Annotated in this window: 19 protein-coding genes, 1 tRNA gene and 1 pseudogene; 12 read left to right on the top strand and 9 right to left on the bottom strand. The window is 51.3% G+C overall.

All coding sequences use genetic code 11. The features are described 5' to 3' along the window. The first annotated feature begins 12 nt into the window (after window positions 1-12). The 7 genes from GJV52_RS04955 to waaA all read left to right on the top strand — a co-directional run bounded on the left by GJV52_RS04955 (window position 13) and on the right by waaA (window position 9,203). Entirely contained in the window at window positions 13-1,512 is a 1,500-nt protein-coding gene (locus tag GJV52_RS04955; protein ID WP_095503501.1) for an NADH-quinone oxidoreductase subunit M, read from the top strand. A 9-nt stretch (window positions 1,513-1,521) separates the two neighbouring features. Further along, the gene (gene nuoN / locus GJV52_RS04950) at window positions 1,522-2,964 is read left to right on the top strand and encodes an NADH-quinone oxidoreductase subunit NuoN (protein WP_095503500.1); all 1,443 of its coding nucleotides are present in this window, start codon (window positions 1,522-1,524) and stop codon (window positions 2,962-2,964) included. A 355-nt stretch (window positions 2,965-3,319) separates the two neighbouring features. Continuing rightward, window positions 3,320-3,619: a DUF2818 family protein gene (locus GJV52_RS04945; RefSeq protein WP_095503499.1), complete on the top strand. Its 300-nt coding sequence runs from the start codon at window positions 3,320-3,322 to the stop codon at window positions 3,617-3,619. Window positions 3,620-3,800: 181 nt separating this feature from the next. Next, a complete protein-coding gene (gene proB, locus GJV52_RS04940) occupies window positions 3,801-4,925 on the top strand; it encodes a glutamate 5-kinase (protein WP_100562842.1) in 1,125 nt (374 codons plus the stop codon). A 135-nt stretch (window positions 4,926-5,060) separates the two neighbouring features. Continuing rightward, a complete protein-coding gene (locus GJV52_RS04935) occupies window positions 5,061-6,347 on the top strand; it encodes an FAD-binding domain-containing protein (protein ID WP_095503079.1) in 1,287 nt (428 codons plus the stop codon). Between the two features lie 180 nt (window positions 6,348-6,527). Continuing rightward, window positions 6,528-7,670, top strand: a complete 1,143-nt coding sequence (locus tag GJV52_RS04930; protein WP_100562880.1) for an FUSC family protein — start codon at window positions 6,528-6,530, stop codon at window positions 7,668-7,670. Window positions 7,671-7,877: 207 nt separating this feature from the next. Then, a complete protein-coding gene (waaA, locus tag GJV52_RS04925) occupies window positions 7,878-9,203 on the top strand; it encodes a lipid IV(A) 3-deoxy-D-manno-octulosonic acid transferase (protein WP_095503078.1) in 1,326 nt (441 codons plus the stop codon). A gap of 76 nt (window positions 9,204-9,279) precedes the next feature. Here the strand turns inward: waaA and GJV52_RS04920 are convergent. After that, window positions 9,280-9,487 (bottom strand): annotated as a pseudogene (locus GJV52_RS04920) (glycine zipper 2TM domain-containing protein). A 190-nt stretch (window positions 9,488-9,677) separates the two neighbouring features. Here GJV52_RS04920 and GJV52_RS04915 point away from each other — a divergent pair. Beyond that, window positions 9,678-10,127 (top strand): CopD family copper resistance protein, encoded by a 450-nt coding sequence (locus GJV52_RS04915; protein ID WP_095503076.1) that lies wholly within the window; start codon window positions 9,678-9,680, stop codon window positions 10,125-10,127. A 211-nt stretch (window positions 10,128-10,338) separates the two neighbouring features. On the opposite strand, the gene GJV52_RS04910 is transcribed toward GJV52_RS04915, so the two are convergent. Continuing rightward, window positions 10,339-10,662, bottom strand: coding sequence for a hypothetical protein (locus GJV52_RS04910; protein WP_100562840.1), 324 nt, complete (start codon window positions 10,660-10,662; stop codon window positions 10,339-10,341). Window positions 10,663-10,827: 165 nt separating this feature from the next. Here GJV52_RS04910 and GJV52_RS04905 point away from each other — a divergent pair. The 3 genes from GJV52_RS04905 (at window position 10,828) to GJV52_RS04895 (ending at window position 14,223) form a co-directional block, all read left to right on the top strand. Next, window positions 10,828-10,903 (top strand) — tRNA-Lys (locus GJV52_RS04905). A gap of 181 nt (window positions 10,904-11,084) precedes the next feature. Beyond that, window positions 11,085-12,596 carry a lysine--tRNA ligase gene (lysS, locus tag GJV52_RS04900; RefSeq protein WP_095503082.1) on the top strand — a complete coding sequence of 504 codons (1,512 nt, stop codon included), beginning with the start codon at window positions 11,085-11,087 and terminating at the stop codon, window positions 12,594-12,596. A gap of 211 nt (window positions 12,597-12,807) precedes the next feature. Continuing rightward, a complete protein-coding gene (locus GJV52_RS04895; RefSeq protein ID WP_095503073.1) occupies window positions 12,808-14,223 on the top strand; it encodes an alanine/glycine:cation symporter family protein in 1,416 nt (471 codons plus the stop codon). A gap of 216 nt (window positions 14,224-14,439) precedes the next feature. Here GJV52_RS04895 and GJV52_RS04890 read toward each other — a convergent pair whose 3' ends face one another. Genes GJV52_RS04890 through minC form a run of 4 tightly spaced genes read right to left on the bottom strand, consistent with a single transcriptional unit; the run spans window position 14,440 to window position 17,204 of the window. Beyond that, window positions 14,440-15,360, bottom strand: a complete 921-nt coding sequence (locus GJV52_RS04890) for a hydrogen peroxide-inducible genes activator (RefSeq protein WP_095503072.1) — start codon at window positions 15,358-15,360, stop codon at window positions 14,440-14,442. After that, complete coding sequence (minE, locus tag GJV52_RS04885; RefSeq protein WP_095503071.1) at window positions 15,357-15,632, bottom strand: cell division topological specificity factor MinE; 276 nt, start codon at window positions 15,630-15,632, stop codon at window positions 15,357-15,359. The genes GJV52_RS04890 and minE overlap by 4 nt, the downstream gene beginning before the upstream one ends. Window positions 15,633-15,635: 3 nt before the next feature. After that, entirely contained in the window at window positions 15,636-16,451 is an 816-nt protein-coding gene (minD, locus tag GJV52_RS04880; protein WP_095503070.1) for a septum site-determining protein MinD, read from the bottom strand. Between the two features lie 42 nt (window positions 16,452-16,493). Then, window positions 16,494-17,204 carry a septum site-determining protein MinC gene (minC, locus tag GJV52_RS04875; protein WP_095503069.1) on the bottom strand — a complete coding sequence of 237 codons (711 nt, stop codon included), beginning with the start codon at window positions 17,202-17,204 and terminating at the stop codon, window positions 16,494-16,496. Window positions 17,205-17,285: 81 nt separating this feature from the next. Between minC and GJV52_RS04870 the strand changes: the two genes are divergently transcribed. Then, a complete protein-coding gene (locus GJV52_RS04870; protein ID WP_100562838.1) occupies window positions 17,286-18,143 on the top strand; it encodes a Rossmann-like and DUF2520 domain-containing protein in 858 nt (285 codons plus the stop codon). Window positions 18,144-18,254: 111 nt separating this feature from the next. On the opposite strand, the gene GJV52_RS04865 is transcribed toward GJV52_RS04870, so the two are convergent. From GJV52_RS04865 to GJV52_RS04855, 3 genes are all read right to left on the bottom strand, one after another. Beyond that, window positions 18,255-18,878 (bottom strand): Spy/CpxP family protein refolding chaperone, encoded by a 624-nt coding sequence (locus GJV52_RS04865; protein ID WP_100562836.1) that lies wholly within the window; start codon window positions 18,876-18,878, stop codon window positions 18,255-18,257. Window positions 18,879-19,288: 410 nt separating this feature from the next. Then, window positions 19,289-20,761 (bottom strand): malate:quinone oxidoreductase, encoded by a 1,473-nt coding sequence (locus GJV52_RS04860; protein ID WP_100562834.1) that lies wholly within the window; start codon window positions 20,759-20,761, stop codon window positions 19,289-19,291. A gap of 298 nt (window positions 20,762-21,059) precedes the next feature. After that, window positions 21,060-21,302 carry a TM2 domain-containing protein gene (locus tag GJV52_RS04855; RefSeq protein WP_095503065.1) on the bottom strand — a complete coding sequence of 81 codons (243 nt, stop codon included), beginning with the start codon at window positions 21,300-21,302 and terminating at the stop codon, window positions 21,060-21,062. Window positions 21,303-21,414: the final 112 nt, after the last annotated feature.

The following is a 21,414-nucleotide window of genomic DNA, read 5'->3' as shown; positions in this document are numbered from 1 at the left end:
CAGGAAAAAAACATGTTTTCCAACCACTTACTCAGCCTGGCCATATGGGTGCCGATTGCCGCGGGCTTGCTGGTATTGGCCACGGGCAAGGATAAGCGTGCGCCCTTGGCGCGTATCATCGCGTTTGTCGGTGCTTTGGCCGGCTTCTTGGTCACGCTGCCCTTGTTTACCGGATTCGACCGCTTGAGCGGCGGCTATCAGTTCACCGAGTTTTATCAGTGGATTCCGCTCTTGAAAGTGAATTACGCGCTGGGTGTGGACGGGATTTCGGTGCTGTTTGTCATTTTGAACGCGTTCATCACGCTGATGGTGGTCGTGGCCGGTTGGGAAGTGATTCAGAAGCGCACGGCGCAGTATATGGCGGCGTTTCTCATCATGAGCGGCCTGATTAACGGGGCGTTTGCGGCGCAGGATGCGTTGTTGTTTTATGTGTTTTTTGAAGGCATGCTGATTCCGCTGTATCTGATTATCGGCGTGTGGGGCGGCCCGCGCCGCGTGTATGCGTCGGTGAAGCTGTTTCTCTATACGCTGATGGGTTCGCTGCTGATGCTGGTGGCGCTGGTGTATTTGTCGTATCAGGCGGGCGGCAGCTTTTCGATTGTGGAATTGCAAAACATCAAACAGATTCCGCTGACGGTGCAGCAATTGCTGTTCGGCGCATTTTTCCTATCGTTTGCGGTGAAAGTGCCGATGTTTCCGGTGCATACTTGGTTGCCGGATGCCCACGTTGAGGCGCCGACCGGCGGTTCGATGGTGTTGGCGGCGATTACGCTGAAGCTGGGTGCGTATGGCTTTTTGCGCTTTGTTTTGCCGATTGTGCCCGATGCCGCGCGCTTTTTTGCGCCGGTGATGATTGTGTTGAGCCTGATTGCGGTGATTTACATCGGCATGGTGGCTTTGGTGCAGACCGACATGAAAAAGTTGGTGGCGTATTCTTCCATCAGCCACATGGGTTTCGTGACGCTGGGTATGTTTTTGTTTGTGGAAGGCAGTCTGAACGATTGGGCGCTGAAGGGTGCGATTATCCAGATGATTTCACACGGTTTCGTATCGGCGGCGATGTTTATGTGTATCGGCGTGATGTACGACCGCCTGCACACGCGCAATATTGCCGATTATGGCGGCGTGGTGAACGTGATGCCGAAATTTGCCGCGTTTATGATGCTGTTTGGCATGGCGAATGCGGGTTTGCCGGCCACTTCCGGCTTTGTCGGTGAATTTATGGTGATTATGGGCGCGGTGGAAACCAATTTCTGGATTGGCGCACTCGCTGCCTTGACGCTGATTTACGGTGCGTCTTACACCTTATGGATGTATAAACGCGTGATTTTCGGCGAGATTCACAATCCGCAAGTGGCCGAAATGAAAGACATCAACTGCCGCGAGTTTGCCGTATTGGCGGTGTTGGCGGTGGCCGTGTTGGGCATGGGTTTGTATCCGCAAGCCTTTATCGAAGTGGTGCATCAGGCGGCCAACGACCTGATTACGCAAGTCGCGCAAAGCAAGATTTGAGGTGTGTGAATGAACTGGACTGATTTGAATTTACTTCCTGCCATGCCTGAAATCGTTTTGCTGGCGGTGTTGTGCGTGGTGTTGCTGGCCGATTTGTGGATCAGTGACGACAAGCGTTTTCTGACCCACAGCATGAGCTTGATCGGCATTGTGATTGTGACGCTGGTGCAATTGGCGGTGTGGGAAAAGGGTAGCACGTCTTCTTTCCACGGCATGTATATCGCCGACGGTATGTCGCGTTTGGCCAAACTCACGCTCTATGGCTTGACGGCGGGGCTGTTTATTTACAGCAAACCTTACAATCAGGCGCGCGCGCTGTTTAAAGGCGAGTTTTACACGCTGTCGATGTTTGCCCTGTTGGGCATGAGCGTGATGATTAGCGCCGGTCATTTTCTGACGGCCTATATCGGTTTGGAACTGCTGTCGCTGTCGCTGTATGCCATGATTGCACTGCGCCGCGATTCGGCCGCTTCCGCCGAAGCCGCCTTGAAATATTTCGTGCTCGGCGCCTTGGCTTCGGGCTTGCTGCTGTATGGCATTTCCATGGTGTACGGCGCGACCGGCTCGCTGGAATTTGCCAGCGTATTGGCCACGGCGTTTAACGAAGAAGCCAACGATTGGCTGCTGAAATTAGGCTTGGTGTTTATCGTGGTGGCGATTGCGTTCAAACTCGGCGCCGTGCCGTTTCATATGTGGGTGCCGGACGTGTACCACGGCGCGCCGACTTCGGTCACTGCCTTTGTCGGCACCGCCCCGAAAATCGCCGCCGTGGTGTTTGCTTTCCGCATTTTGGTGACCGGTTTGGGCACCACATTTGAAGACTGGTCGCAAATGCTGGCGATTTTGGCAGTGGCATCGCTACTGGTCGGCAATTTGGCCGCCATCATGCAAACCAACATCAAACGCATGTTGGCTTATTCGACCATTTCGCACATGGGCTTTATCCTGCTGGCGTTTATGGCGGGCGCGGTCGGCTTTGCGGCAGGCTTGTATTACGCGATTACCTATGCCGTGATGAGCGCGGTCGGTTTCGGTGTGTTGATGGTGTTGTCGAATGAAACCATCGAATGCGAAGACATCAAAGACTTGGCCGGCCTGAACCAACGCCATGCGTGGTATTCGTTTTTAATGCTGCTGTGTATGTTCTCGATGGCCGGTATTCCGCCGCTGATGGGCTTTTACGCCAAATTTGCCGTGATTAAGGCGCTGTTGTCGCAAGGCTATGTCGGTCTGTCGGTATTTGCCGTGATCATGAGTCTGATTGGCGCGTTCTACTACCTGCGTGTGGTGAAAACCATTTACTTCGACGAAGCTGATCACGACCAACCTGTCGGCGGCAATTATGCGGTGAAATTCGTGCTGACCGTTAATGCCTTGCTGTTGCTGCTGTGGGGCATCATGCCGCAAACCGTCATCGACTGGTGCGCCGCGGCCTTGAATAATACCTTGTAAACGACGAAGAAAAGTAACGGCAACCTGCAAAAGGTTGCCGTTTTTTGTTAAGATAGCAGATGTGTTGTTCAGACGGCCTGAGACCTTTGCAAACGCCCCATCTTTGGTACATTTCTTCGTTATGCGCTGCTCGAAAGCTTGCCTATCTATGTGATATGTCTGCGCTTTCTGTGCTGCTCTAACTGCGAACTGTACTCAAATCTGAGGTTTTGCAAAGGTCTCGGCCTGATAATGTTTTAAGGCCGTCTGAAAAACGTTGGGCTTAAACCCAAGTGACAACACTCCGCATAAACCAAAAAGATTTTTTCAGACGGCCTCAAAATATCATAGGCCGTCTGAAACCCGAAAGACCAAAATGACCGTATCCATGTATATCCTGTTGCTGTTGGCGCTGATTTTTGCCAACGCACCTTTTTTAACCAATAAGCTCTTGGGCGTGATTCCCGTGGCCAAAAAGCATTTTGGCCATCACCTGCTGGAGCTCTTTATCGGCTTCGGCATCACCGCCGCGCTGGCTTATCTGCTCGAATCCCGCGCCGGTGCTGTACACCCACAGGAATGGGAGTTTTACGCCGTAACCGTGTGCCTGTATCTGATTTTCGCGTTCCCTTGTTTCGTGTGGCGTTATTTTTGGAACGCGCGCAACGTTCAATAATGTTTCAGACGGCCTGTTTACCATATTGTAAAAGGCCGTCTGAAACCGCCCCGCTCCTGCAACCTGTCCCCTCCCCATGAGGGGGAGGGCTAGGGAGAGGGGGAAAACTTAAACATACAGCCCCCGATATTTTTTCAGCCACCTAAACCCATTGCACAACTTAGCCTGAAGTGAACCCACCATGACCATCCAAAACCTGTCGCAAGCCAAACTCATTGTTGTCAAAGTCGGCTCCAGCCTTGTCACCGCTGAGGGTAAAGGCATCGACCAAATCGCACTCAACCGTTGGGCGACGCAGATTGCCGAATTGAGAGCCAAAGGCGTGCAGGTGATTTTTGTCTCCAGCGGTGCGATTGCCGAGGGCATCAAGCGTTTGGGTTGGGTGAAGCGGCCTACCGCCATTAACGAATTGCAAGCGGCGGCGGCGGTCGGGCAGATGGGTATTGCGCAGGCTTACGAATACGCCTTTGCCTACCACGGCATCCAAACCGCACAAATCTTGCTTACGCATGAAGACTTAAGCAACCGCACCCGCTATCTCAACGCCCGCAGCACCTTGCTGACCTTGGTTGAAAAAGGCATGGTGCCGATTATCAATGAAAACGACACCGTCACCACCCACGAAATCAAACTCGGCGACAACGACACCTTGGGCGCGCTGGTGACCAACTTGGTTGATGCCGATGCGCTGGTGATTCTCACCGACCAAAGCGGCTTATACGACAGCGACCCGCGCAAAAATCCGCACGCCAAGTTTATCCACCAAATCGAAGCCGACCATCCCGAACTTGAAGCCATGGCCGGCGGCGCAGGCAGCAGCGTCGGCACCGGCGGCATGTACACCAAAGTGACCGCCGCCAAACGCGCAGCCTTGAGCGGTGCAGCCACCGTGGTCGCCAGCGGCCGCGAGCCGAATGTGCTGGTGCGCCTGCAACAAGGCGAATCCATCGGCACGCTGTTCACCAGCACCCACAGCCGCGTTGCCGCCCGCAAACAATGGCTGCTCGGCCATATCCAAATCGCCGGTAGAATCACCGTCGACAGTGGCGCCGCGCGAGCCGTGGCCGAAAAACACGCCAGCCTGCTGCCGGTGGGTTGTATCGGTGTGGACGGCCATTTCCATCGTGGCGAACTGGTGGCCGTGGTCGATCAAAACGGCCAAGAAATCGCCCGCGGCTTAATCAATTACAGCAGCGATGAAACCGCCAGAATCCTGCAAACCGATTCGCATCATATCCATGACAAACTCGGTTACGCGCAGGAAGAAGAGTTGATTCACCGCGACAATATGGCTTTGCGCCGGTAGGAAATATTAAAGGCCGTCTGAAAGGTATAGATTGCGTGCCTTTCAGACGGCCTTTTATTTCGCTAAATCAATATATTATTCAATAAAACTGAATTCTGCTAAAATTAATTTTCTTGATTTCAGACGGCCTAAGCTATGCAAAAAATCACCTTGATTTGGTTTCGCCGCAATTTACGTCTGTCCGACAATGCCGTGCTGCAACACGCTGTGATGCGTGGCTTGCCGCTTACGGCGGCGTATGTTTTGCAGCGACCGTCTGAAAGTGTGAATCCGCGCCAAGCGGCGTTTCATCATCAGGCAGCAGCGGAATTGTCGGCGGCCTTGGCAGAAAAGGGTGTGCCGCTGTTTGCCGTGCAGGGCGATGTGGCGGAAGCCATGCTGGATTTGGCCACGCGGTTGAACGCGCAATATGTGTTGGTCGACGAAGCCTACACGCCGTCTGAAATTGAGCGCGACAACCGCATTTGGCGGCTGCTGGACGCACAAGGCATTGCCTTTGAGCGTTTTAACGACCGCACCGTCTTTGCCAAGGCCGACATCATGAGCGAACACGGCCGCCCGTATCTGGAATTTGCCCCGTATAAACAGGCGTGGTTGCACGCTTTTGCGCAGCAGTTTACGGAACAAAGGCCGTCTGAACAGCCCAAAATTCCGTTTCAGACGGCCTTTGCCGATTTGCCCCCGTTTCCAGAAATGGAACCGATCGCATTGATGCAGCAAGGCGGTGAACAGGCGGCGTGGCGGCAATGGCAGCAGTTTGCGCCGCAATTGGGCGTGTATCCTTTACTGAAAGATTTTCCTGCCAAAAAAGCCACGTCGCAATTGGGTGCGTATTTGTCCGCCGGTTGCATTTCGCCGCGTATGTTGGCCGTTGAAGCCGCTGCACGCGGTGCGCATGATTGGTTGGAAAACCTGATTCGGCGTGATTTTTACCAGCAATGGATGTTCCATCATCCCGAAGCGGCGCAGCAAATGGATGATGACATTGCCGTCAACGCCGATTTTTTCCGCCGTTGGACACAAGGCGAAACCGGTTTCCCGCTCATCGATGCCGCCATGCGTTGTTTGCAGCGCAGCGGCTGGTTGCCGCCGGTGTTGCGGCGGGTGGTGGCGCAGTTTTGGTGCGTGACCTTGCAGCAACCTTGGCAGCACGGCGCGCGTTGGTTTGCGCAAAATCAGTTGGACGATGATGCCGCCGTCAATCTCGGCAACTGGCAAACTGCCGCCGGATTATTGTCGCTGCACACACCGCGCGTGCCGCATCCGACTGTGGCCGCACAACAATTCGACCCCGACGGCACGTTTATCCGCCGCCATCTGCCCGAGCTTGCCCATCTTCCCAAAGACGTGATTCACGCGCCGTGGCTGGCGCGTGCTGATGTTGATCGGCATGGCTATCCGCTGCCGATGGTGGAGATTTGAAACGTATTGCCGACTAAGAAAGGCCGTCTGAAAATAAAAAGATCGAAAATCGATATTTTTCAGACGGCCTAGACGATTCTATTTTAACAACAATAAACCCTTTAAACCTCAACATTTATGCGCTCCTTCACATTCAAAAAACCGTCTTTCTTCAAAACTTCCGCCTTTTCTCGCCGCCGGATGCCCGAGCGTACGCACTTTGTTGAAAGCTGGCTCAATTCTTACGAACGCTACCGCTACCGCCGCCTGATTCATGCCGTGCGTTTGGGCTTGGCGGTGGTGTTTGCCACGCTGTTGGCGCGTCTGCCGCAGGTCGAGCACGGAGAATGGATCGGTATGACGGTGTTCATCGTGTTGGGTATGTTGCAGTTTCAGGGCGCGATTTATTCCAAGGCGGTGGAACGGATGCTCGGCACGGCCATCGGTTTGGGCGTGGGCTTGAGTGTGTTGTGGTTGAACCAGCATTATTTTCACGGCGGCATTTTGTTTTATGTGGCGGTGGGCGTGTTGAGCGCGTTGTCGGGCTGGGCGGCGGTCGGTAAAAACGGCTACATGCCGATGCTGGTCGGCTTGACCATGTGTATGCTGATTGGCGACAGCAGTATGGATTGGCTCGACAGCGGCGTGACCCGTGCGTTGAACGTGTTGATTGGCGCGCTGATTGCGATTGGTGCGGCTAAATTATTGCCTTTGCGCTCGACTTTGATGTGGCGTTTTATGCTGGCAGACAATTTAACCGAATGCAGCCGCATCATCGCTGAAGTGAGCAACGGCCAACGCATGACGCGCGAACGTTTGGCGCAAAACCGCGCCCAAATGAAGCAAATTAATGCGCTTTTGGTGAAAAGCCGCAGCCATCTCGATGCCATGTCGGGTGAGAGCCATATCAGCAAACCGATGATGGAGTCGATGCAGTTGGCGCACCGCAAAATCGTCAACAGCACCGAATTGCTGCTCACCACTTCGGCCAAGCTGCAGCAGCCGGAAATCAGCGAAGCGGAAGCCAAGCTCATCAGCCGCCAGTTTGCCCAATTGCAGCGCGAATTGCGTTTGACCGTGCGCCTGATTAAAGGCCACTACGCGCGCCGCATTCGTTTTGACAACGGCCCGAATCCCGAATTGGAAAAGCTGGCGCAGCATTTGCCGTTTGATTGGCAGGGTTTTTTATGGCTCGGTGCCAATACCCGCAACGAAGTTTCCGGCTTGGTGATTTTGTTGCAGCGCACCCGCCGCCGCTGGCTCGATGGCTATGAGTTGCAACGTTTGCGCACTTATTTGCTGGAGCGTAGGGCAGGCGAAGTTTCGGAAGAGCAGGCCGTCTGAAAATAAATTTGAGTTTGTCATCAAAAAACGGGTGCGCTATTGTAGGATGATGCACTTTCACTAAAACAATAATCTGTTAATGTCAGCTTATCCACAAGGCCGTCTGAAAGCCGATGATTCATGTTTTCAGACGGCTTTTGTTTTCCGTTTGCGATTAAATAAGCTAGAATATTGACTAAATAACGACAACCACAAAGTAGAAATAGCATGATAAACCGTTGGCTTTACACACAACTTTGGAAAACAGTGCCGCCGCTGATCCGCCGCTACCTAAAAAAACGTGCCGACAAATCGCCTGCTTATTTGGATAACTGGGACGAACGTTTCGGCGCGCCTTTGCACAATCCGGTGCAACAGCCGATTTGGATTCACGCCGTGTCGGTGGGTGAAACCCGCGCCGTGCAGCCCTTGATTACTGCCTTGCGCCGTTATTTTGCCGATGCGCCGCTGTTGCTGACGCAGATGACGCCGACCGGCCGCGCCGCCGCTGAAGAATTGTTCCCCGATGCGCAATGCCGTTATCTGCCTTATGACAAGCCGGAGTGGATTGAGCAATTTTTGCGCGAACACAAGCCGCGGTTCGGTGTGTTGATGGAAACCGAAATCTGGCCGAATTTGATTTACGGTTGTGCCGAAGAGGGCGTGCCGCTGTTTTTGGCGAACGCGCGCTTGTCGGAAAAATCGCAAAACGGCTATTTGAAAATCCGCCGCTTGGTCGCACCTGCCATGCAAACTTTGTGTGGCTGCTTTGCCCAAACCGCCGCCGATGCCGAGCGCCTGCATTTAATCGGCGCGTCGAATGTGCATGTCTGCGGCAACACCAAATACGATATCACCCCGCCGGAAGGCATGCGCTCGTTGGCGGCAGCATTTAAGGAACGCATCGGCAACCGGCCGGTGGTGTTGTGTGCCAGTACCCGTGCGCACAAAGGCACCGATGAAGCGGAGTTATTATTGAAAGCATGGCAGCGCTATCAAGGCGATGCTTTATTAGTGATTGTGCCGCGCCATCCCGAGCGTTTTCAGACGGCCTTTGATACTGCTGCCAGTTTAGGCTTTACGGTACAAAAACGCAGCGACAATGACTTGGTGTCGCCGCAAACGCAAGTGTGGATTGGTGACAGCATGGGCGAATTGTTTGCCTATTATTTGAGCGCAAATGTGGCGTTTGTCGGCGGCAGTTTGGTCGATACCGGCTGTCAAAACATCATCGAGCCGATTGCTTGCGGCGTGCCGACTTTGTTTGGTCCGTCCACTTATAATTTTGCTGCCGCGTGTGATTTGGCGGTTAAAGCCGGTGCGGCGCAACAGATTAAGAGTGCAGAAGAGTGGTTGCAAGCCGCTGAAACCTGTTTGAATGATGCAGAAGTGAGCAACCGGTTTAGCGGCAATGCCGAAGCGTTTGTGTCGGCACACCGCGGCGCGAGCGAGCGCATGGCTTATGAAATCGGCAAAATGATTTTGAAAAAAGAAGTGCTGCGCTTTAAGAAAGACGATGCACAAGAAACTACGCCGGTGATTGTGGGCAAATAAGTTTTTCCACATAAGAAAAGGCCGTCTGAAACCAACTGGAGTTAAGGTTTCAGACGGCCTTTATTGTTTGGCCGGATTAACGGTTTACTTGGCTGCCGATTACCCCCCCCCAAGGCTGCACCGCCCAAAGTAGAAGCTGTATCGCCGCCCAACAGGTTACCTGCTACACCGCCGACAACAGCGCCGGTTGCGGTATTGCGTTGAGAAGTTGACATGCCGGCACATGCGCTCAAAGAAGCGGCAACGGCAATCAGGGCAACGGTTTTGGTGATCATTGATTTCATAAAAGTCTCCAATCCAAAAGGATTCTTGTTGTTCGGTGTTGTTTGGCTAGTATGGCACAAACTTGGTTTAATAATATCTTATAAAAGTAAAGACTCTTTAAACTAAGAAAATTTTTTTATGCGTGGCACTTCTTTTACAGCGGGTGTACACTATGGCGGCAATTTTAGAAGAATGAATAGAGAATCAGCGATGAGTATTTATGCGGTGGCACACATTGTGCATTTATTTTGTGCGATTGCTTTTGTCGGCGGCGTTTTTTTTGAAATGCTGGTGTTGTCGGTTATGCACACCAAGCGCGTATCGCGCGAGGCGCGGCGCGAAGTGGAAAAAGCGATGTCGTATCGCGCCGTGCGGGTGATGCCGCCGGTGGTGATTGTGTTGTTTTTATCGGGCTTGGTGATGGTGTTTGAACGCTATGTGCCGGTGTTTCATCAGCCGTTTGCATCGTCTTTCGGTACGATGCTGTTTCTCAAGGTATTGCTGGCATTTAGCGTGTTGCTGCATTTTGCCATCGCCGTGGTCAAAATGGCGCGCGGCACCTTAACCGTGGGTTGGTCGAAATATATTCATGTTGTGGTGTTTACCCATATGCTGCTGATTGTGTTTTTTGCCAAAGCGATGTTTTATTGGGTGTGGTGACAACAAGATGAAAAAAAAGATGAGACCTTTGCAAAATCCCTATCTTTGGCACATTTCTTCGTTGTGCGCTGCTCGAAAGCTTGCCTATCTTGATGATATGTCTTCGCTTTCTGCGCTGCTGCAACTTTGAACTGTGCTCAAATCTAGGGTTTTACAAAGGTCTCAGGCCGTCTGAATATTCAGGCGGCCTTTTTGCGGCAGGATACTAAAATTATTTAGTGGCTGCGTCTTTGGCTTCTTGAGCCGCGTCTTTCGCTGCTTCAACGGCATTTTCAGCCGCATCTTTGGCATCAGCCGCTGCTTCTTTGGCTACGTCAGCCGCATCGTTTGCCGCATCTTTGGCATCGTTTTTGGCATCAGTCATGGCAGAAGCGGCGTTATCAGTGGCTTCTTTTACCGCAGCAGCTGCATCGTTTGCAGCACCTTTGGCATCAGAGGCTACGGCTTGAGCCGCTTCTTTAGATTCTTGTTTGGCTTCTTGTGAACAAGCGGCCAAACCGGCTACCATCATCGCAGCAATCAGAAATTTTTTCATATTTTGTCCTTTCATTATCAACGTATCGGTTTTGAGCCGATGGAAAATCATAGCACAGCGTATGCATTGCGACAGCTTTATTTCAATCAAAAATGCCTGAAATAAAAATTTTTTCAAAAAAGTGTTGACAGTAAAAAATCCGGTCTCTATAATACGCAGCTTATCGGGTCGTTAGCTCAGTCGGTAGAGCAGCGGACTTTTAATCCGTTGGTCGAAGGTTCGAATCCTTCACGACCCACCAGATAAAGAAAACCTGCTTAGCAATAAGCAGGTTTTTTTACGCTTGTTGCAAAAGGTTGTGTGCGATTTCAGACGGCCTTTACTAGATAAAACAAGCGGTTTCGCGTAAAATATGCGCAATTTTATTATCTTCTCAAAAGGCCGTCTGAATCTGCGGCCTGTCTTTATTTTTGGAAAACACCATGAGCGAACAGCACAATCCGTCTGTCGAGCCGCAACTTGACGAAAACCAAATCATGGCCTTGCGCCGCGAGAAACTCAACGACATCCGCAAAGTACGCAATGCCTATCCCAACGATTTCAAACGCGACAGCTTTGCCGCCGATTTGCACAACCAATACGATGCCTTGAGCAAAGAAGAGCTTGATCCGCAAGCCGTGCCGGTGAAAATTGCCGGCCGCATGATGCTCAAGCGCGCGATGGGTAAAGCCAGCTTTGCCACCATTCAAGATGCCAGTGGTCAAATCCAGCTGTATATCAACAATCAAGGCGTAGGCGAAGCGGCGCACGATGATTTCAAACATTGGGACATGGGCGACATTGTCGGCGCGGAAGGCACGTTGTTCAAAACCAACCACGGCGAATTGACCGTGCGCGTGTCGGCGATTCATTTACTGAGCAAATCGCTGCGTCCGCTGCCGGACAAACACAAAGGCTTGTCTGACCAAGAAACCAAATACCGCCAGCGTTATGTTGATTTGATTGCCAATGAAGAATCGCGCCAAACCTTCATCAAACGCAGCCAGATTATCCAATCAGTACGCAATTTCATGGTGGGCGAGCAGTATTTGGAAGTGGAAACGCCGATGATGCACCCGATTCCGGGCGGCGCCACGGCCAAACCGTTTGTGACCCATCACAATGCCTTGGATATTCCGCTGTATCTGCGTATCGCGCCGGAATTGTATCTGAAACGCTTGGTGGTTGGCGGTTTGGAGCGTGTGTTTGAAATTAACCGCAGCTTCCGTAACGAAGGTATGTCGGTGCGCCACAATCCTGAATTCACCATGATTGAGTTCTACGAAGCGTTTTCCGATTACGAACGCATGATGCAAATGGCGGAAGACATCATCCGCAGCGCATCGGTAACAGTTAACGGCACCGCCAAAATCAGCTACAACGGCAAAGAAGTCGATTTGGAAAGCCCGTTTGAGCGTTTGACAATTTTAGGTGCGATTAAAAAATACAACCCGCACTACACCGACGAGCAGTTGAACGATGCCGAATGGCTGAAAAAAGAAATTGTCAAACACGGCGAGAGCCTGCCGCCTTCACCGGGCATTGGCAGCCTGCAATTGGCGTTGTTTGAAGGTTGCGCCGAGAGCAAATTGTGGAACCCGACCTTCATCGTGGATTATCCGGTCGAAGTGTCGCCATTGGCACGCGCCTCCGACAGCAAACCGGGTTTGACCGAGCGTTTTGAATTGTTTGTGGTCGGCCGCGAATTGGCCAACGGCTATTCTGAGTTGAACGATCCGGAAGACCAAGCAAACCGCTTCAAATCGCAAGTGGCACAAAAAGATGCCGGCGACGATGAAGCCATGCATTACGATGCCGACTACATCCGCGCGATGGAATACGGTTTGCCGCCGACCGGTGGTTGCGGTATCGGCATCGACCGTTTGGTGATGCTGCTGACCGATGCACAAACCATCCGTGATGTGATTTTGTTCCCACAAATGCGTCCGGAATAAAACGTTATTTTCAAGGCCGTCTGAAACGTTCAGACGGCTTTTTCTTGTGAATGATGGTGTACGGCTGCAGTAAAGATGTTGGCATTTCTGAAAATACAACCATTTAAACAGGCGCTTACACAAATATCAACAATCTGCTACAATCGTTTACAATTCAGACGGCCTGATTGAACAGGCCGTCTGAAACCGTTTTTGATTTTGAAAGGTGACTATGACCGAATCTTTACACCAATGGGTGAATGCCATCAACGGCCCGCTGTGGAACGGCCTGATTTTCTTATTGCTGGGCGCGGGTTTGTTTTTTACCGTAGCGACCGGTTTTGTCCAATTCAGACTGTTTGGCCGCAGCGTAAAAGAAATGCTAGGCGGCCGCAAGCAAGGTAGCGATCCGCATGGGATTACGCCGTTTCAAGCGTTTGTGACCGGTTTGGCCAGCCGCGTGGGCGTGGGCAATATTGCCGGTGTGGCGATTGCCATCAGTGTCGGCGGTCCGGGCGCGGTATTTTGGATGTGGATAGTCGCCTTAATCGGCATGAGTTCGGCCTTTGCCGAATCGTCTTTGGCGCAGCTGTTTAAAATCCGCGATTACGACAACCATCATTTCCGCGGCGGTCCGGCATATTACATTACGCAGGGTTTGGGTCAGCGTTGGTTGGGCGTGTTGTTTGCCTTGAGCCTGATTTTCTGTTTCGGCTTCGTGTATGAAGCGGTGCAATCCAATACCATTGTGGCGGCGACCGAAGTGGCATGGGGTTGGAACAAACACGTGACCGGCGTGGCCTTGGTGATTCTCACCGCACCGGTGATTTTCGGTGGCATCCGCCGCGTGGCGAAGCTGGCTGAAGCAATTGTGCCGCTGATGGCGGTATTGTATCTGCTGCTGGCGCTGTATATCGTGTTTAGCAATCTGAACATGATTCCGCAAGTCTTCAGCATGATTTTTGCTGATGCGTTTAAAGTCGATGCGGCCGGTGGCGGTTTGCTCGGTGGCCTGATTTCGCAAACCATGATGATGGGTATCAAACGGGGACTGTATTCCAACGAAGCAGGTCAGGGTTCGGCACCGAATGCGGCCGCTGCGGCGGAAGTAAAACATCCGGTGTCGCAAGGCATGATTCAGATGCTGGGCGTGTTTGTTGATACCATTATCGTGTGTTCGTGCACTGCGTTTGTGGTGTTGGTGTCGGATGTGCATGGCGGCGATTTGAGCGGCGTGCAGCTCACCCAAGCGGCGATTGTGGCGCAAGTGGGCGACTGGGGCGCGGATTTCTTGGCCGTGATTCTGTTTATGTTTGCCTTTTCGACCATCATCGGCAACTACGCTTATGCCGAATCCAATGTGCAATTTATCAAGAGCAATTGGCTGATTATGGCTGTGTTCCGCATGGGCGTGCTGGGCATGGTGTATTTCGGCGCGGTGCAGAGTGTGCCGCTGGTGTGGGACATGGCCGATATGGCAATGGGCACAATGGCATGGATTAACTTGATTGCGATTTTGCTGTTGTCGCCGCTGGTGTTCCTGCTGTTGAAAGACTACACCGTCAAATTGAAAATGGGCAAAGAGCCTGAATTCAAGTTGTCGGAACATCCGGGTTTGAAACGCAAAGTTAAATCGGATATTTGGTAAGAAGAATAAGCAAAGGCCGTCTGAAACGTTTCAGACGGCCTTTGTGATAGGTTGTTGGGAAAGCTTAAGGCGAAGTCAGTCGTTTATTCTCATCAGTATCTGAGATAAAGCGATGCGCCGCCAAACATCCAATGTATAGTCGATTCAATCGGGAATGCGGTTGAAGATAATAAAAGGCCGTCTGAATTTCAGACGGCCTTTTATTAATCAACTCATTTAATCTTTCACAAACGACACACCGTTTAATTGCGAATTCAAAATCGCGGCGCGCAAAGCAGTTAATGCTTTTGGGCGCACGAAATTGCGACGGTAGGCCAATACCACGCGGCGGTTGGGTGCCGTGCCTTCAAACGGAATGATGCTGAACAATAAATGATCGTTTTCCGTCAGGGCAGTAGCTGGCATCACGCTGATGGCCAAGCCGCTGGCAACCATGTGGCGGATGGTGTTGATGGAGCTGCCTTGCAAGGTATTGGTCAAACCTTGGATTTTTTGCTTGGCAGCCAATTCCGAGCAGCTCGACAACACTTGGTCGCGCATACAGTTGCCTTCGGTTAAGAGTAAGACTTGTTCTTCGGCCAACATGCTCGGGGTGATGGCATCCAGTTCTTCAAACGGATGGCCTTTGGGCACAATCACGAAGAATGGTTCGTCATACAACGGCTCGGTCACAATGCCCGGCTCTTGGAAAGGTTCCGCCACCACGATGGCATCCAAATCGCCGCGTTTGAGCGATTCGGTCAGCGTGTAGGTGTAGTTTTCTTCGAGCATCAGCGGCATTTTCGGCGCGGTGTCGCGCAGTGAAACAATCAGCTTCGGCAACAAATAAGGGGCCACGGTGAAAATCAGGCCCAACTTGAATGCGCCTTCCAATTCGTTTTGCTCTTCGTTGGCCAAATGCTTGATTAAATCGGCTTCTTCCAACACGCGGCGGGCTTGGGCAACGATGCGTTCGCCCGCTTCGGTGGTGATGATGTCGTTGCTGCTGCGGTCAAACAGCGAAACCGACAACTCTTCTTCCAGCTTTTTAATCGCAATGGAAAGGGTAGGCTGGCTGACAAAGCAGCGTCGCGCTGCGCGGCCGAAATGGCGCTCTTGGGCAACGGCGACGATATAACGCAATTCGGTTAAAGTCATTCAGCGGCCTTTTTTTGTTCAGGCAGGGTGATGTTCAGTTCAAGAACGTCCAAGCCGTCTTGTTTCTCTTGGGAAATGCGGATATCGTCTAAAGATACGTTCACATACTTAGACAGCACTTCCAGCAGCTCTTTACGCAGCGTCGGCAGATAATCCGGCGCACTGTTACCGTTTTCATTGGCACGCTCTTGCGCAATGATGATTTGCAGACGGTCGCGTGCTACTTCGGCGGTTTTCGGCTTTCGGCCAAACAGGATATCTAACAAAGACATGGCTTAACCTCCGAACAAGCGTTTGAAGAAGCCTTTTTTCTCTGCTTCGAGGAAACGCATTTCGCGATTTTCACCCAGCAGACGGGCAATCACGTCTTTATAGGCTTCAGCAGCTGCCGCGCTGTTTTGGTGAATCACCGGTTCGCCGGCATTGGAAGCCTGTAGCACGTTTTGTGACTCAGGAATCACGCCTAACAACGGAATGCGCAAAATGTCGCAAATGTCTTGTACCGACAACATTTCGCCTTTTTCCACGCGCTCAGGTGAGTAGCGGGTAATCAGTAAATGCTCTTTGACTGTGTCACCTTGTTCGGCTTTACGTGATTTGCTTTGCAAGATACCCAAGATACGGTCAGAGTCGCGCACGCTTGATACTTCAGGGTTAGTGGTGATGATGGCTTCGTCGGCAAAATACAAGGCCATCAGTGCACCTTGTTCGATACCGGCAGGCGAGTCGCAGATGATGTATTCGAAGCCCATTTTTTTACCGGCCAATTCTTCCATCACTTTTGCTACGCCTTCGCGGCTTAGGGCATCTTTGTCGCGGGTTTGTGAAGCCGGCAGGATAAACAGGTTTTCGCAGTTTTTGTCTTTAATCAGGGCTTGGTTCAGTGTGGCTTCGCCTTGGATCACGTTGATCAAGTCGTACACAACGCGGCGTTCGCAGCCCATAATCAAGTCAAGGTTACGCAAGCCGACGTCGAAGTCGATGACGGCGGTTTTGTGGCCGCGTAAGGCCAGACCGGTTGCAATACTGGCGCTGGTGGTGGTTTTGCCCACGCCGCCTTTACCTGAAGTTACCACAATAATTTTTGCCACGATATTTCCTTTTCAGATACTCAAATTTAATATTTTAAAACATTATTCGGTGTCGATTGCGCTGATAACCAAGCGGTTGTCTTGCAATGAAACTTGCACCGCGCGTTTGTGCAGGTGTTCGGGTAAATCCTGCTCGAAATTGCGGTAAATGCCGGCCACGGAAACCAATTCGGCCTGCATGGAATGGATGAAAATGCGTGCATTGGTGTCACCTTTGGCACCGGCCAAGGCACGGCCGCGCATAGGGGCGTAAATGTGGATGTTGCCATCGGCAATCAGTTCCGCGCCTTGGCTGACGATGCCAGTGACGATTAAGTCGCCGTTTTCCGCATAAACTTGCTGACCCGTGCGCACAGGGGTGCTGATTAATACGGTCGGATTGCTGATGACGGTGGTGGACACAGCTTGAATGTCGGCCGGTTGCAATTGTGGCGGCTGCGGCGTATCCGATTTTTCGCCACGGCTGAACACCAAATGATAGCGTGCGGCATAGTCGGCCCATGCTTCATTGTCGTGGCGCAAACCCAAAATCTGCATGCCGTAGCGGGCAAAAAGCGAAATAACCTCAGCCAAATCTAATGATTCCGGGTGTTCGAAATCCTGCATATCCAAAACAAACGGTACAATTTCCAGACCTTGGTATTGGCCGGTACGCTGGCGTAGAAACTCTTCCAGTTCAGTCAAATCTGCGGTGTGCAGATGAATAGCCAACACATCCAATCGTGCCGACTTAACGTCAAACGCGGGTTTCATAGTGAGTAAACAATAAAAAAATTTAATGGTGTAAGTTTACCGTGTTAATCTAAGCTATTCAATCCGTTTAGGCCGTCTGAAATGAAAAAAATATTCCATATCGTAGGCGCAGGTCGCGTCGGACAAACTTTTGCCACTTTATTGAGCCGTCATCCCGAGTGGCAGCTTTCCCATATCGTCAGCCGCAGCCTGCCGTCGAATGCTTTTGGCGCAACGGTTTTGGCAGATATGGCCAATTTGCCGCCGGCGGACGTGGTGATCATCGCCACGCCGGACAATGCCATCGAAGCCACCGCCGAACGCCTTGCCTGCGAGGTGGAATTGACGCCGCAAACCGTGGTGCTGCACTTGAGCGGCGCCAAAACCATACAGGTTTTACAAGCGGTTACGACGCATGATGCGTTGGCGGGCAGCCTGCATCCGGTGTTTGCTTTTGCCGATGTCGAACACTCGGTAGCCAATCTGGCTGGAAATTTGTGCGCCATCGAAGCGGAGCAGGCGCAAGCTGTCGAGATTTTGCAACAATTGGCCGAGGCGTTGGGTTTAACTGCGTTTGCGCTGCCGTCTGAATATAAAGCACGTTACCATGCGGCTTTGTCGGCGGCTTCCAATTTCAGCGTCACCTTGGCCGCGTTTGCCCAAGACCTGCTTACGCCTTTAGCACTGCAGGAAACCTTATCACGCCGCTTGGTCGGCAACTTAATGCAGCAGAGTATTAATAATTTGGGCAAGCTGCCCCCATTGCAAGCCCTGACCGGCCCGATTGTACGCGGCGACGACAGCACGGTCGCGGCGCACTTGGCGGCAATGACACCAGAAGAGCAGGCGGCTTACCGCGTATGGGCGCAGGCGACCTTGAATTTGGCCGCAGCAAGGTTGGATAAACAATCGGTAGAAAAAGTTCAGACGGCCTTACATTCGGGAAGCGAATCTATTTGAGGCCGTCTGAACATACAGCCGTATTGGCTAATTTAAATGCAATCAAGGCCGTCTGAAACCTGATAAATGGTTTCAGACGGCCTTGATTGATTAGTTAACGCATCAAACAAATTAGTTTTGTGGCATTGGCGGCATATCAGGACGTGGTTCGCCTTGCATGTTTGGCTGACTCTGTTGACTGCGTTGGGCTTTGCGGTCGGCACGTTCTTGTTGGCGTTTTTGCTGGTTTTCCAGCAATTGTTTTTGCTGTTTGGCGGTCAACACTTGGAAAATATCATGGCGCTCTTTCAAGCGTTTTACTTCCATGTCGGCCATGCGTTGTTTGCGCTCAGCAGCGTGTTGTTCAAATTCAGCCTGACGCTCGTTAACCAAGCGGCGGGCAGCGGCTTCGTCGAAGTTTTTACCGGTAATCAAGGCTTGCTCGGCGGTGCGGCGTTGTTGCATTTTTTGTTGGAACTCAGCACGTTTGGCGGCATCAACGGTCGGACGCTTGTCGGCTTGTTGCGGACGGTTGGCTTCCATGATTTTTTGGATTTGCGCTTTTTGTTTGTTGCTCAAATTCAATTCTTGCAAATCTCGTGGCAGTTCGCCTTTTTGATGCATTTTTTGACCGTGTTTGTGCATGTGGCCCTGTTTGGCTGGGCGGCTGTTTTGCGATACGGCCTCAGCGGCGGTGGCCACACCGGCCAAACCGATTAAAGAAGCAGCGGCAACGGCAATATATTTTTTCATCATGAGGTTGGTCCTTCGAAAAGAGTTTTATGAAGTGTTTTGGGGGAGAAACAAGATGAAACGAATCATATCGCCCGCAGCGGTTAATGAGTGTGCGGCTTAGGTAAACCCTGTTTGCAGATGGGTTATGGATTGTGTAAAGAGCGCACGAAAACGTAAGCGGCTATATTTTGATTGCAATGGCCATCTTACATACATTTCTTCGCAGTAAGCTACTTGGATAACGGACTATCTTGATGAGATTTATTCGGTTTCTATACCGCGTTCACTGCGCATGACACATTAAATTCAGGTTTTATCCAACATTTAGGCCGTCTGAAAAAATCATCAATCAGTTAATTTTTTGGCATTCAAGTTAAATAAAAACAGCGCATCGCTTAGCGATGCGCTGTGTAGCCTATATTTGCTGCATATTAATGATGGATGTCCAACACTTTAGCGGTGTGGCTGATGATTTCTTCGGCAAATTCAGGGTTATCGTTCAGTTTCACGCCATAACCCGGAATCAGCTCTTTGATACGGCCTTGCCATGCCTCTTTGTGTTGCGGGAAGCATTGGTTAACCAAACGAATCATCAGCGGTACAGCAGTTGACGCACCCGGTGACGCACCCAAAAGGGCAGCCAAAGAGCCGTCTTCGTGCATCACCAATTCGGTACCGAATTGCAATACGCCGCCTTTTTTGTTGTCTTTCTTAATCACTTGCACACGTTGACCGGCGGTAATCAGTTCCCATTCGTCAGGATTGGCGTTCGGGTAGTATTCCATCAACGAAGCAATCCGCTCTTCTTTGGTTTTGCGCAATTCGCCCAGCAGATATTTGGTCAGCGGCAGGTTGTCCCAACCGGCGCGCAAAATCGGCAGCAGGTTGTCGCGGTGAATCGACATCGGCAAGTCCATCATCGAACCTTGCTTCAGGAAGTTGGGTTTGAAGCCGGCGTATGGGCCGAACATCAAATGACGTTTGCCGTCCACATGGCGGGTATCCAAGTGCGGTACCGACATCGGCGGCGCACCGACCGATGCCTGACCATATACTTTGGCGTTGTGGCGCTCGGATGTTGCTTCGTTGTTGTTGCGCAGGAACAAGCCGGATACTGGGAAACCGCCGTAGCCGCGGCCTTCCGGGATGCCGGATTTTTGCAGCAGCGACAATGCGCCGCCGCCCGCACCCAAGAAGACGAAACGGGTGCGCAGGGTGAGTTTTTGTGTATTGTCGCGTGTGTCGCAGGTTTTAATCGCCCAAGCGCCGTCGGCTTCACGGTTGATTTCTTCTACATGGCGGTTGCATAACAATTTCACGCCGCGACTGGTCAGGTTTTCAATCATTTGGCGGGTGATGTTGCCGAAATCGACGTCGGTGCCTTCTGCCGAATAGTTGGCGGCAACCGGTTGGCTTTCATTGCGGCCTTCAATGACCAATGGCGCCCATTCGTGTATTTTATTGCGGTCGGTCGAGAACTCCATTTTCTCGAACAATTTTTGTTTTTTAAACGCGTCAAAACGTTTCGGCAGGTAGGCGCAATGGTCGTCGGTCATCACAAACGACATATGCGGCACGCTGTTGATAAACGAATTGTCGGCCATTTTGCCTTCGCTGACCAAAGTCGCCCAGAATTGGCGGCTGATCATGAATTGTTCGGCAATATTCAACGAACGTTCAGGGTCGACAGTACCGTCGCTGCCCAGCGGGGCATAGTTTAATTCACATAGAGCCGAGTGGCCGGTGCCGGCATTGTTCCAAGGGTTGGATGATTCTTGCGCAATATCGTCAAGGCGTTCGACAATGGTGATTTCCCAAGAGGGTTCGAGTTCTTTGAGTAGAATACCCAAAGTGGCACTCATGATTCCTCCACCAACCAATACAACGTCAGTTGCTTCAGCCATGGTTATACTCCTAAAGGATAGGCAATGATTTGCCTTTATGATTATTCCGTATTGATGTCATCTGTGCATACACAGATTGTTAACAACGTATATCCTTAGAATTTAGTAGATTTCGCGCAGAAATGCAAAGATTTTATGAAAGGAATCAGTGGATTCGATGATACAAAGGCCGTCTGAAACATTCAGACGGCCTTGTTAGATAAGGGATTGATTGCTTATATATAAAAAATCATTAACATCGAAAAATTTTTAGATTTTCAAAAAAAGTCAAAATTAGTAAGCGTGTTTGCGTGCAAAATTACACGATAATCGCACCGAGTGAGTCGGTTGGTTTGAATGCCGCCAATACCCCTTCGATGATGCCGACAATGGTCGGAATGCCGGTCCAGCAGAATACCGCGTAAAACAAACCCATCCACACGCGGCCGGCGCAGAATTTGTGTACCCCAAACGAACCAAACAATAAAGCCATGGCAATATAAAGTGCTTTATTACAGGTGTGGGGATAAGATGCAGCATAAGAAAAAGACGGTTGTTGCATAATACCTTCCTTAATCGATTGTTCTTGTTTTCAACAATCAGTATATAGGGGATAAAGTGGCAGACTCAAGGCCGTCTGAAACAGGTTTACTTGAATTTATGCGTGTTTACGA

The organism is Neisseria brasiliensis, from assembly GCF_009671065.1.
GTDB lineage: Bacteria > Pseudomonadota > Gammaproteobacteria > Burkholderiales > Neisseriaceae > Neisseria > Neisseria brasiliensis.
Note: the sequence above shows the minus strand (reverse complement) of the source record. Positions and strands in the feature narration are given on the sequence as shown.

What these genes read in the sequence shown, in the direction of transcription:
- GJV52_RS04955 (WP_095503501.1), top strand. Translation starts at nt 13, where the DNA reads ATGTTTTCCAACCACTTACTCAGCCTGGCCATATGGGTGCCGATTGCC.
- nuoN (WP_095503500.1), top strand. Translation starts at nt 1,522, where the DNA reads ATGAACTGGACTGATTTGAATTTACTTCCTGCCATGCCTGAAATCGTT.
- GJV52_RS04945 (WP_095503499.1), top strand. Translation starts at nt 3,320, where the DNA reads ATGACCGTATCCATGTATATCCTGTTGCTGTTGGCGCTGATTTTTGCC.
- proB (WP_100562842.1), top strand. Translation starts at nt 3,801, where the DNA reads ATGACCATCCAAAACCTGTCGCAAGCCAAACTCATTGTTGTCAAAGTC.
- GJV52_RS04935 (WP_095503079.1), top strand. Translation starts at nt 5,061, where the DNA reads ATGCAAAAAATCACCTTGATTTGGTTTCGCCGCAATTTACGTCTGTCC.
- GJV52_RS04930 (WP_100562880.1), top strand. Translation starts at nt 6,528, where the DNA reads ATGCCCGAGCGTACGCACTTTGTTGAAAGCTGGCTCAATTCTTACGAA.
- waaA (WP_095503078.1), top strand. Translation starts at nt 7,878, where the DNA reads ATGATAAACCGTTGGCTTTACACACAACTTTGGAAAACAGTGCCGCCG.
- GJV52_RS04915 (WP_095503076.1), top strand. Translation starts at nt 9,678, where the DNA reads ATGAGTATTTATGCGGTGGCACACATTGTGCATTTATTTTGTGCGATT.
- GJV52_RS04910 (WP_100562840.1), bottom strand. Translation starts at nt 10,662, where the DNA reads ATGAAAAAATTTCTGATTGCTGCGATGATGGTAGCCGGTTTGGCCGCT.
- lysS (WP_095503082.1), top strand. Translation starts at nt 11,085, where the DNA reads ATGAGCGAACAGCACAATCCGTCTGTCGAGCCGCAACTTGACGAAAAC.
- GJV52_RS04895 (WP_095503073.1), top strand. Translation starts at nt 12,808, where the DNA reads ATGACCGAATCTTTACACCAATGGGTGAATGCCATCAACGGCCCGCTG.
- GJV52_RS04890 (WP_095503072.1), bottom strand. Translation starts at nt 15,360, where the DNA reads ATGACTTTAACCGAATTGCGTTATATCGTCGCCGTTGCCCAAGAGCGC.
- minE (WP_095503071.1), bottom strand. Translation starts at nt 15,632, where the DNA reads ATGTCTTTGTTAGATATCCTGTTTGGCCGAAAGCCGAAAACCGCCGAA.
- minC (WP_095503069.1), bottom strand. Translation starts at nt 17,204, where the DNA reads ATGAAACCCGCGTTTGACGTTAAGTCGGCACGATTGGATGTGTTGGCT.
- GJV52_RS04870 (WP_100562838.1), top strand. Translation starts at nt 17,286, where the DNA reads ATGAAAAAAATATTCCATATCGTAGGCGCAGGTCGCGTCGGACAAACT.
- GJV52_RS04865 (WP_100562836.1), bottom strand. Translation starts at nt 18,878, where the DNA reads ATGATGAAAAAATATATTGCCGTTGCCGCTGCTTCTTTAATCGGTTTG.
- GJV52_RS04860 (WP_100562834.1), bottom strand. Translation starts at nt 20,761, where the DNA reads ATGGCTGAAGCAACTGACGTTGTATTGGTTGGTGGAGGAATCATGAGT.
- GJV52_RS04855 (WP_095503065.1), bottom strand. Translation starts at nt 21,302, where the DNA reads ATGCAACAACCGTCTTTTTCTTATGCTGCATCTTATCCCCACACCTGT.